The 10,251-nt window shown below is 69.7% G+C and carries 9 protein-coding genes; 2 read left to right on the top strand and 7 right to left on the bottom strand.

What is annotated here, in order from left to right; translation table 11 throughout:
• Positions 1–118: 118 nt before the first annotated feature.
• From AC13HU_RS22185 to AC13HU_RS22160, 6 genes are all read right to left on the bottom strand, one after another.
• Entirely contained in the window at positions 119–3,505 is a 3,387-nt protein-coding gene (locus AC13HU_RS22185; protein WP_483043675.1) for a tetratricopeptide repeat protein, read from the bottom strand.
• 51 nt (positions 3,506–3,556) lie between these two features.
• Entirely contained in the window at positions 3,557–3,892 is a 336-nt protein-coding gene (locus AC13HU_RS22180) for a trypco2 family protein (RefSeq protein WP_483043674.1), read from the bottom strand.
• A 202-nt stretch (positions 3,893–4,094) separates the two neighbouring features.
• Complete coding sequence (locus tag AC13HU_RS22175) at positions 4,095–4,826, bottom strand: zinc ribbon domain-containing protein (RefSeq protein WP_483043673.1); 732 nt, start codon at positions 4,824–4,826, stop codon at positions 4,095–4,097.
• Between the two features lie 10 nt (positions 4,827–4,836).
• Positions 4,837–5,214 (bottom strand): hypothetical protein, encoded by a 378-nt coding sequence (locus tag AC13HU_RS22170; RefSeq protein ID WP_483043672.1) that lies wholly within the window; start codon positions 5,212–5,214, stop codon positions 4,837–4,839.
• A 24-nt stretch (positions 5,215–5,238) separates the two neighbouring features.
• The gene (locus tag AC13HU_RS22165; RefSeq protein WP_483043671.1) at positions 5,239–6,768 is read right to left on the bottom strand and encodes a zinc ribbon domain-containing protein; all 1,530 of its coding nucleotides are present in this window, start codon (positions 6,766–6,768) and stop codon (positions 5,239–5,241) included.
• Positions 6,769–7,256: 488 nt separating this feature from the next.
• Positions 7,257–7,691, bottom strand: coding sequence for a hypothetical protein (locus AC13HU_RS22160; protein ID WP_483043670.1), 435 nt, complete (start codon positions 7,689–7,691; stop codon positions 7,257–7,259).
• 359 nt (positions 7,692–8,050) lie between these two features.
• Between AC13HU_RS22160 and AC13HU_RS22155 the strand changes: the two genes are divergently transcribed.
• Positions 8,051–8,875 (top strand): helix-turn-helix domain-containing protein, encoded by an 825-nt coding sequence (locus AC13HU_RS22155; RefSeq protein ID WP_483043669.1) that lies wholly within the window; start codon positions 8,051–8,053, stop codon positions 8,873–8,875.
• Positions 8,872–9,093, top strand: a complete 222-nt coding sequence (locus AC13HU_RS22150; protein WP_483043668.1) for a DUF397 domain-containing protein — start codon at positions 8,872–8,874, stop codon at positions 9,091–9,093. Before AC13HU_RS22155 ends, AC13HU_RS22150 begins: the two co-directional genes overlap by 4 nt.
• A 349-nt stretch (positions 9,094–9,442) precedes the next feature.
• On the opposite strand, the gene AC13HU_RS22145 is transcribed toward AC13HU_RS22150, so the two are convergent.
• On the bottom strand, positions 9,443–9,913 hold the full coding sequence (locus tag AC13HU_RS22145; protein ID WP_483043667.1) for a DIP1984 family protein: 471 nt from the start codon (positions 9,911–9,913) through the stop codon (positions 9,443–9,445).
• Positions 9,914–10,251: the final 338 nt, after the last annotated feature.

Here is a 10,251-nt window from a genome sequence, read left to right as displayed (position 1 = left end):
ACCCGGCAGTGGTGGCCGGCGCCCAACGCGTCCTGTCCCTGGCCGCCCGCGCGGAGGCGTACCGCTAGTGCCCCTCCCGGCAAGGTTGCCCACTCGCAGGTTCGTCGAATCGACGGCGCTACTCACGGTGAGTCGCGGCCTCCGCGGCTTTCGCCGCCTCCTCGGCTTCGTCCAACACCGCTAATACGTAGGGAAGTTGCTCCGCCAGATGCCGGTTGAGCATCGCCATGGCAGCGTTCCTGGGAACCGGCTGCGACCCGACCCGGAGCGTCACCTCCCGCAGCACGGTGTACGCCTCGACGAAGTCGCGGCGGTGATAAGGGGGTTCGGCGCGGAGCAGCCCGCCCCAGATCTCCACCGCCGCCATCGACGGTTCCAGGGCCTCCGGCCAGCGGCCGTCGTCGCTCAGCATGGCCGCCGCGTCCGACAGGAGCGAGGCGATGAGTGGCTGGTACTTCGGCACTTCCGGGTCGAGCCCGTACCAGAGGTCCAACGCGCGATGCAGCGCGCCCGGGAGCGTCTCCAGGGAGCCGGACAGGGCCTGCCAGAGGCCGAGTTGGAGGGTGTGCTTGACGAGGCTGAGCTCCGCCTCGGCGTCGGCGAGCCCGATCCGCCGCCGGTGCTCCCCGATGCCGACCGCCTGCTGCATGGCGTCGCACGCCTCGGCGGAACGTCCCAGCTGGTGAAGGATGTTGCCGAGGTTCACCAGCGAGGAGATGAGGCGGCCCTCGAAGTTGCGCGGGTCACGGCGGGCCAGCAGTCGAAGCCCCTGCACCGAGTCCTCGGCGTACCGGAGACCCTCCTGGTGCCGCTTCATGCCGACGAGCAGCGCCGCGAGGTTGGAACGCCAGACGGGGAGCAGGATCTCGTGGGAGAAGTCGGTGACGGCGAGCTGCTCGGAGAGTTCCACCGCCCGGCGCAGCGCCCGCCGGGCCTCGTCGAGGCGGCCCAGGTCCCAGAGCTGGTCGGCCAGGTTGTTCAGGTTCCAGGCGAGTCTCGCCTTGGTCTGCCGGTCGGTCTCCCCCAGCCGCTCCAGTAGCTCCACCGACTGCCCGAGGGCGTTCAGCGCCTCCTCGTCGCGCCCGACAGCGGCCAGGCAGGAGCTCAGCGTGCTCACCGCGTGGGCGTACGCGCTATCGCGGCCCGGGTGGTTGCGGTCCAGGCGTTCGATGACCCGCAGCTGCTCCTGAGCCGCGCTCAGGGCCTCCTCCGCGCGGCCCGCGCCGCTGAACGCGGTGCTGAGCAGGGCCAGCGCGGTGCCAAGGGCGTCCAGTGCGGGCGCCGAGCCGTCCGCCGCCTGCCGCCGGGCTGCGGTCACGGAGTCCTCGGCGAGCTTCAGGGCGAGCTGGTCCAGTCCGTCGTAGGAGTAGATCAGGATGATCCGGAGCCGGTTGAGCACCTCGACGCTGAGGCTGCCGGCCGTCATCGCTTCCAGCAGCGCCTGTTGCACAGCGGCCGTCCTGGCCGGACGGCCCGCCCCGTGGTCCGCGGCGGCGGCCCGCGCCAGCACGGTCACCAGTTGGACCTGCTGGTCGGCGGAGGATCGCGCCAGCAGGGCGGCCAGCGGGAGCGGCGGATCGAGGTCGAGCAGGGCGCGGGCGGCGTGGTATTCACCGACCCGGTCGGGTTGCAGCGGGCCCCAGAACCGGTCCGGGCCGGCCGGGTAGAGGGTACGCAGCCAGGCCGCTACGACCGGCGCCCGAGCGGGCGGAACGCCGGGGAGCGCACCGACGGCGGCGAGCGCCTCGCTCTCGTCTCTCGCCCCGCACAGTGCGGCGACGGCCACGGCCTGCTGGAGGATGGTCGGATCGATCGGCCCGAGCCGTTCGGCGGCCCGCAGCCAGTACCGCTGTTCGTGCCGCAGCAAGGTGGCCTCGGCGGGCTCCTCGGGCGCGACCAGGGCCGGCGCCGAGCCGTGCTGCAACAGGACGGTGAGCGCGGTCATCTGTACGGTCAGCACCGACTCGTGGCCGTCCAGGCCCAATTGTCCAGGCACGCCCAGGGCCGGCGCGAGGGCCGGCCATCCGGCGGGCGGGCGTCCCGGCAGGCCCGGTAACTCCTCCAGCAGATCGGCGAGGTCGCCGAGCGCACTGCGGAACAGCGCGGCCAGGGCCTCGGGCGGGCCGCCCTCACCGACCAGTGCGGCCAGTTCGGTGGTCGGGGCCCTGGCCAGGATCTCGTCCGCGTGCGACGCGGTCAGCCCGTCGCTCTGCCAGGCGCCGCCGGTACGGGCGAGGAGCAGCAGCCGGGTACGGTGCCGGCAGCTCCGGAGCTGGTCGATGACGCGGCGCACCAGGCTCGGGCGGGCATCCGCGTAGTCGATGACCAGCAGGAAGTCGAGCGCGGTCTCAAGGGACCTGAGCTCGGGCAGGGCGAGGTCGCTGTCCCGCAGTTCCGCCCGGAGGTGCCCGGTGATCCAGCCCTCCGCGCGCAGGTCGTCGGCCAGTTGACGGGCGAGGCGGGACTTGCCCTGCCCGCCGGGCCCGGTGACCACCCGCACCGAGAAGCCCTCGGCGTCGCCCTGGCACCAGTCCAGCAGCGCGCGCAGCTCGTCCTCCCGCCCGCGAAAGGCCACCGCCTCGGCGTCGGCACGCAGCAGCATGGCGGGCGAGCGCAAGTCCCGCTCGGGGGAGGCTGGTTCGAGCAGGTCCACCGGTTCGGCGGCCTCCAGCAGCGGCTGCCAGCCGCCGTGCTCGGCGATCAACGCGGTGAAGCCGTCGTCCGCGAGCAGCAGCGAGGCCGGGGTGGCCGTCAGCCGGGTGCCGCCCACGGCCTGCCGGTCCGCGCGGACCACCCCGCACAGCAGTCCGCTCTGGCGGCTCTCGGTCAGCAGCGCGGCTCCGGACATCCCGGACCAGCCGGTGCCGGTGCCGTCCCGTACCGGGATGGTCGCGTCCTTGCTGAAGACCTCGTAGCGACCGGCGAGCGAGCCGGTCCCCGGCATGATCTCGCCGCTGATCTGGCCGTCGAAACGATCGCCGCTGCTGGGGTCCTTCTCCATCCGGGGGAAGCCGGCGACGGCAACCGGGTGGGGGCGGGTGCCGATGATCCGGCCCCATCGTTGCGGCGGCCGGGTGCGTATGTCGGCCAGCGACTCGGGCGGCTGCCACCGCCGGCCAACTCCCCCATCCGGCCCGGCTACTTCGACCTGGCCAACTCCCTCGCCCGGCTGCGCTGCTTCGGCTTGGCCATTCCCCCGGTCCGGCCCCGCTACTTCGGCCTGGCCAACTCCACTGTCATGCACCGCCACTTCGGCCTGTCCGTCGACTTCCACCAGCGCTGCATCGACCTGATCGTCGACACGCCACCACCGAACCGCCGCCGGGAACTGCTCCGTTCCCGCGTCCGGCCGGCAGACGGTCACCCGGGTCGGCTCCGGCCCCCTCGCCCCCTCGACAACATGACCCGACGTCAGCACCAGTCGCGGCGCGACCAGGTAACCGGACCCGAACGTCGTGCCGGTCTCCCGGTGAACCCGGATCTGCACCCGCCGGTCGAACTCCATCCGGCCCCCTCCCGTCGTCCCGGACAGCTACCCGGCAGCTACCGGGCCGGTCTACTCCTCATCGGAGACGTTCACCGGAGCATGATCGGATCCACGTGCGTCCAGCCGCACCGTGACTTTGTGGGTGGCCTGGCGCGTTCGCTCGGCGCCGCCGCCCACGCTGACCACCGCGAAGCGCAGTCCGGCGTCCGCCTTCCGGCTGCCGGTCAGCTCCATCCCGAGCTCCAGCGTGATCTCCCCGAGGGAGAAGTGGACCCCGTCGTCCCCCTCGGTCACCACCCGCCGCTGCGCCTCGGCCACCTGCCGGCGCAGCAGCGTGATCGCGTCGGCCAGGTCGAGCCAGTCGTCCCCGCTGCCGTTGCCCACGGGTCCCCCAAGATCGCTCAAGATCGCACCGTCCCGGGCACGTTCGATGGGACGATCCTATAGATCCACCTGAGCCGCGCAGCCACTAACGCGAAATCGCTCCCGCCCCTCCTCATCATCCGCGGCCGGTCCTCTCGGCGCCGACGTGCGGGTGCGGGTGCGGCGCGGCGCGGCCGGTGACGTGGGCCGGGGCGGGCGCCACCGCGGGCGCGGCCACCTCGGGCTACGTCACCTCGTGGATGTCGGCGTCGACGATCTCGCCGTCGGTCACGGTGTACGTCCCCTGGTAGGACTTCACCGTCCCGTCGTCCTGGGTGGCCGCTATGTCCGCGCTCACCTCGCCCTGACCTTCGTCGACGGCGTCGACGTCGACGTGGCTGGTCGAGTCGAAGCCCGCGACCCAGTCGGAGTACGTGCCGTCGTCGTCGATATTCGAGCCGCCGAGGTCCCAGGCGGCCTGGAAATCACCGGAGTTGATGTCGTCGTAGTACGTCGTCACGATGGAGACGGAGTCATCGGCGTCGTCCGTACTTCCGTCGCCGTACGTGTCGTCGTCGCTGGAGGAGTCGTCGCCGTAGCTGTCGTCGCTGGACGGTGAGGAGCCGGACCCGTATCCGTCGTCGGAGCTGTCGGGGGATGTCTCGGGAGAAGCCGAACCGGCAGCGGTGTCCGCCACCGCCGGAGCACTGTGGCGGCCGATGGCTTCCTGTACTCCGAGGGACGCCCCGCCGACGACGAGGACGACGGCCAGGCCCCACGGAAGCCAGCGCGGCAACCGCGTCGTGCCGATGTGTACATACCCGTCGGCCCAGCCGGTTCCCCCAGCACCCCCGGTTACCCCGGTGACGTCAGGAGCCCCGTCCGGTGCGTCGCCGACGCGGGGCGCCCCGCAGTAGGGGCAGAATCGCTCCGCGTCGTCCTCGACGCGTGCGCCGCAGCAAGTGCAGAAGGACATCTCACGCCGCCTAAAGTCCCCGGATCGCCGCTTCGATCGTCGCCGCCAGGGTGGCCAGCGCCGTGACGCCGGGCACCGCGTCCACCAGGGTCCGCGCGATCAGGCGCAGCCTTCCCGTCCGCGGCTCGGGCGAGGCCAACTCCTCGCGCGCGTCCTGCGCGAACTCCGCCAGGTCGGCGCGGTCGGGATGGTCGGAGCGGCCCAACTCCTCGATCAGACGGGCCAGCAGGTCACTGATCTCCCGCAGGTTCGAGCGCGCCCCGCTGTCCGCCGGGCCGGATTCCGTGACCCGGAGGTCCACCCGTGCACCGGCTCCACTGGCGACGGCGGACTGCGTGACCTGCGCGCTTCCCGTCGCGATGATGCCGTCGTTGATACGTCCGTCCATTCCTGTTCATCCCCTGCCGATGGCTCAGTCCGTGGTGGGAAGCGGGATCTTCCTGATGGCGGTCGAGATCCAGGACCTGTCGCCCGAAGCGACCGCGCTCGAGTCGACCTTGGCTCCCGCGTTGGCGATGATGCCGTTGTTGATGATGACTTCCTGACGCTGCACCAGGTCGCCCGTGTCGATGTCGTGCGCCTCGGCGAACTCCACCAGAGCGTCCAGGACCCGTCGTTCGATCGTCTTCAAGGCCATCCCGCTGTCGGCCTTCTCGAAGTAGCGCCGGTAGTCCTCGGAGGAGGCGAGTTGCCGTACGCTCTCACGCGCCCCGTAGTCGAAGACACCGAGCCGACTGATCAGACGGTTCTGCTTCTTCAGCCGCCACCTCATCTTGATCTCGGGGAGGAATCCCGAGACCGCGCGAAAGGGCGCGGCGATCAGCACCAGCGGGGTGCTGAAGAGCGTCTGCGTCAGCAGGTCGACGGCCTGCCGCAGGCTCGGGCGGGGCGAGAGCGTGTCGATGACCCGATAGTCCGCCTGCAACGGGCACAGCACCGTGGGCACCGCCTCCACGAAGAGGTTCGAGTCCGAGCGGATGAACCGCAGGAACAGCGAGGTCACCAACTCGCCGCCCCAACCGGAGGAATGCACGGCCAGGTACACGCGGGCGGACTCCTCCGGCGCGCGCTTGAGCGCGTCCACCTGATCGGCTCCGACCCTGGCGAGGGGGCACTGGAACGGATCGGGCAGGAAGCGGGCATCGCCCAGCAGTGCCGAGCCGTCGACGAAGATCCGCTCCTCGATCTCCAGATGCGGCAGGGACAGCGCCCCGATCCGGCGGGCCATGTGCGCGTACAGATCCGTCACGTCGAAGTTCCGCGGTGCGACGCCCTCGCGCCCGGATGTGGTGACGTCGAAGGTCAGCGACCACGAGTCGAGTTCCCGGCCGTGCCCGGTGAAGGGGGAGAACCCGCTGTAGGCAGTGACGTTGCCTTGTGCGTAGGCACCGATCCGGCCCAGTTGTGCGGCGACCGACGCGTTGAGCGGCGGTGCCTGCGCCGGGTCGAACCGGCCCCGCCGCAGCCGCCGGAGGACCTTGCCGTAACGGGTGGACAACGCGAACAGGAACGCGGTCGCCCAGGCGAGCAGGAGTATCACCAGGATGATCACGCCGTGACCCGACAACAGCAGCGCCACCAGCACCAGCAACTCGATGGCCAGCAGCAGGTCGCGGGCGTGCCGGCGGCCGTTGGCCTCGTAGGCGTAGCCCAGCACCACCGGCACGTCGCAGCCGGGTGCCGGCGCGACCGCGAGATGTGGTTCCGCGGCGACGTCCCTGATCAGGGAGTCGGCGTACGCCCGGTCCAGGAAGACGGCCGCGCACAGGTACCGGGTCAGGTCCCTGCCACCGCCCCACCGCGGCGGTGCGGTAACACCGGCCGCCGATGCCGCGTTCGCTCCCGCGGAAACGGTGAGCGACGCCCCGCACCTCCCGCAGAAGCCCGCACCCGGCACCGTGGCAGTTGAGCAGTCCGCGCAGATGGCCGTCGCCTGTGTCATGGGGTCCTCCTCGCGCCTGACGACGTCTCAGATGACCCAGTACAGCACCAACAAAGGTGTTAAGTGGCGTAGTTGGGGTTTTGACACCACCCTGTTGCACAATTCGGATAAAAGATTGCCCCTTGAGAGTGCAAGCCAGGCATCTGCTTGACGGATCGTCAGGACAGTTCCGTTCGAGCCGCCTTGGTCGCGTCGAAGCGGCTGCCGGCGGGCTTGCCGCGACCTGCGACCTGCGACCCGGACCAACCCCGTCGCCGCACCGGTACACGGCGCACCCCGCGCCCGGCTCCGACCGGCCGCACGCCCAGCCCGCACCCGAGGCCGACACCCGGACGAGCGTCGAACAGTCCGATCGCCCGGCCACGCGCCCCACGGTCAGGCGCTCTTCCACATCACTGACCATGCGGCATCACGCCACGTGAGGGCCAAGCGCGCTCCTTGAAATTGCGGGCGGCGCTGCGGCGCTGCGGTGGTGCGGTGGTGCGGTGTCAGGTGGAGAGCGCTGGTGCGGCGGCTTCTGTGAGGAGGTCGACGACGCGGTAGTCCGTGAGCCGCATGATGAGTTGGCCGGCCCGCAGCCAGGCGGTGCGGGTGTCGTCGAGGGCGAGGGTTTCCGCGTCGATGGCCCGAGGTTCCGGGAAGCCGGGGCCGTAGAGCGCGCCGTGGACACCGGAGAGGTGGAAGCGCCGAGCGCGTACGGCGATGTAGTGGTCGCGCAGGTGGGGGCAGAGCCGTACGGCTTGCAGCGCGCAGTTCCGGCACACCGGCGGGTGCGGCGACTCGATCGGGGCGGGCCAGGGCTCGCGTTCGTACTCGGCGCGGCCCATCAGCCACAGCACGCCGTCACACGTCTCGTCGGCCGGACCGCCGCAGACCTGGCACAGCACGCGCAGCATGGTGCGGCGCTGCCGCAGGCCGTGCACCCTCCCGTACTCGGGCCGGCCGACCCCCGGGCTCGCACCGACCCGGCGCCACAGAATCCCGAACCGGTCCCGGTCGAAAGGATGTTCATCGGCATACCCGAGCCGACCACGCCGGACGACGAGCGTGCCACGCTGCTCCGTCTCCGACGACCAGGCAGTGATGTACGGGACGACGCCCCGCAAGGGGAATGCGCCAAGGGGGCGAGTGGGGGCAACATTTACCGAGGCCATGAGGGCTGGCTCCTTGGGGAACGGCCATTACCGATAATTCCAGCCTCGCCGCCACGCCTTGCCCGCACCATGATTTGTCTGTCACCAAAACCCCCTTGTGGACAGCCGATTGAAGGTACGTTCGACCAATGGAACTTCACGACGAGGATGGTGCGGCCACCCCACGAGCAATGATCGGCCGTCGTCTCCGCCGCTTGCGGGAGGCGTCCGGGCTCTCGCAGCGTGCGCTGGCGAACGCCGTAGGGTATCCACACACGTACATCAGCCGGGTTGAACGCGGCGAGCAGCTACCTTCGGAGGCGCTGGCGGAAGCGTTCGACACGTACTTCCGGACCGACGACTTGTTCGTCGAACTTCTGGCCATGGCTCAGGACGGCCTCATCGCCGACTACAGCCGGAAGATCGTCGCCAAGGAGGGCGAAGCCCTCCGCATCCAGGTCTTCACGAGCAGTCTGGTGCCAGGGCTACTGCAAATCGAGGAGTACACCCGCGAGTCGTTCACGGTCGGTGTCACCGGAGACCGTTTGCCGGAAGCTGACGCTCGGGTCGAGGCTCGTAAGCGGCGGGCCTCCATCTTTGATCGCGAAGACCCTCCGCTGTACTGGGCCATCATGGACGAAGCGGTGTTGGCGCGCGGAACTCTGTGTCGGGAGACCACGGTTCAGCAGCTTGAGCATCTGATCCAGATGGCAGCACGTCCGAACGTCACACTGCAAGTGCTGCCCTTCTCCAACGGCATCCACCCGATGATGGGCGGCAGCCTGACGCTGCTGACTCTGCGGGACGGCAGCACAGTGGGACTGGTCGAAAGCTTCGCCTCTGGCAACGGTGTAGAGTCCCCGAGCAGGGTGCTGGCGCTCGTTCAGCGGTTCGATGTCGCCCGCTCCCAAGCTCTGCCGGAGAGCGAATCTCTCGATGTTATCCATCGTTACCTGAAAGGGTGCGCCGAATGAATGCTCGCCGTATACCCGACGCGTCGGTGCTCACGGGTTGGCGCAAGTCGTCCTACAGCGGCTCCGAGAACCAGGACTGCGTCGAGATGGCGCACGTAGAAGACTGTGTCGCCACGCGCGACAGCAAGAACCCGACCGGTCCCGCCCTCGTGTTCACCGGAGATGCATGGACAGCGTTCGTACGCGGCGTCGCGGCCGGAGAGTTCGGCAACGCGTAGTTCCGCGCGTTCAGCGCCATGAAAGTGCCCCGTCCGGCTGGATGGGGCACTTTTCGTTTCGCGAACCGGGACGACGACCAACAGGCTCAGCCGAAAATCGTCGTTCTCCCTGGTGCTGCGATGTGGAAAGCCCCGAACCCGCCCTCGCCGCCTCGGATCTGCACGTGGTGATGTGCTGTGCGATGTGCACCTTTACCTGTACGCGGTACTGAGCTGCGCTGTTGATGGGGAGTCGAACCCCGCGTTGCTCTTCACGCACCAGGAGTGGGCTGGAAAACCGCCGGCCCTCGGTGTGTGCACGCCTCCGAAACTGCTACCTGCTCCACATCGTCCCAGCTTGCCGGACCGCTCAGTCCAGCAGGTCGGCCTCCCAGTTCGTACGCTGGATCCGCACATCGACCTCTCGGATCTCCCGGGCGAGCGCATCCGCCCGACCGCGCAGTTCCGCGACCGGAAGCGCGGAGAGCATCATCAGCTCGGACCGAAGCTGCCGGCCGTATCCGCGCTCGCCATTGCCCGCCGCCGCGTCCGCCGCCGCGGTGACCACGGAGTGACGCAGCCGCAGGACATCCCGGCGTGCGAGGGCATCGGTGAGCGTGCCGTCCGGACCCATCTCCACGGTGGCATTGGTCCGGTTGATCCGGCGGATCAACGTTTCCAGAGCGTCCAGCACCTCACCGGCCTCAGCCAACAGCTGAGCCGCATCCTCGGCGGGCGTCTCCCCTTCCTGGTAGCGCGCACTGCTGACGACGCGCGCTCGCAGCTGTTCCACACGGCGCGTCACCTCCGCACGTTCCGCCAGTGCCTCAGCAAGCTTCACGGTCTCCGCCTCCCCCTCCATGGGCTCGCACGAGTATACGAGTGCGAACCGGCTCATAAGCACCTGGATTTTGATCCCCGGGCCCCTGACCAGGCACTGGAGTCGGGCTCTCGTACGTGGTCGCCGTGGAACGCCTGTTTGTCGGAAAAAGGTCGTCCGTATACCGAACCTCCCCCGGGGTTTGCCCCTCTTCAGTGGCGTAGGCGCGCACTTGACCAGCGCGCCGAGATGCCATCGAGGGGAACCCGCACTTCATGAAGAGCAAGCTGACTGTCATGGCCGTCGCGGCCGCCGTCATCGCCGGCACCGCCGCTGCCGCCATCCCGGCCTCGGCCGCC

Source organism: Streptomyces sp. NH27 (genome assembly GCF_056859195.1).
Note: the sequence above shows the minus strand (reverse complement) of the source record. Positions and strands in the feature narration are given on the sequence as shown.

Excerpts from the sequence above, each read along its gene's own strand:
- AC13HU_RS22150 (WP_483043668.1), top strand. The coding sequence starts at position 8,872 with ATGAATGCTCGCCGTATACCCGACGCGTCGGTGCTCACGGGTTGGCGC.
- AC13HU_RS22185 (WP_483043675.1), bottom strand. The coding sequence starts at position 3,505 with ATGGAGTTCGACCGGCGGGTGCAGATCCGGGTTCACCGGGAGACCGGC.
- AC13HU_RS22155 (WP_483043669.1), top strand. The coding sequence starts at position 8,051 with ATGGAACTTCACGACGAGGATGGTGCGGCCACCCCACGAGCAATGATC.
- AC13HU_RS22170 (WP_483043672.1), bottom strand. The coding sequence starts at position 5,214 with ATGGACGGACGTATCAACGACGGCATCATCGCGACGGGAAGCGCGCAG.
- AC13HU_RS22175 (WP_483043673.1), bottom strand. The coding sequence starts at position 4,826 with ATGTCCTTCTGCACTTGCTGCGGCGCACGCGTCGAGGACGACGCGGAG.
- AC13HU_RS22165 (WP_483043671.1), bottom strand. The coding sequence starts at position 6,768 with ATGACACAGGCGACGGCCATCTGCGCGGACTGCTCAACTGCCACGGTG.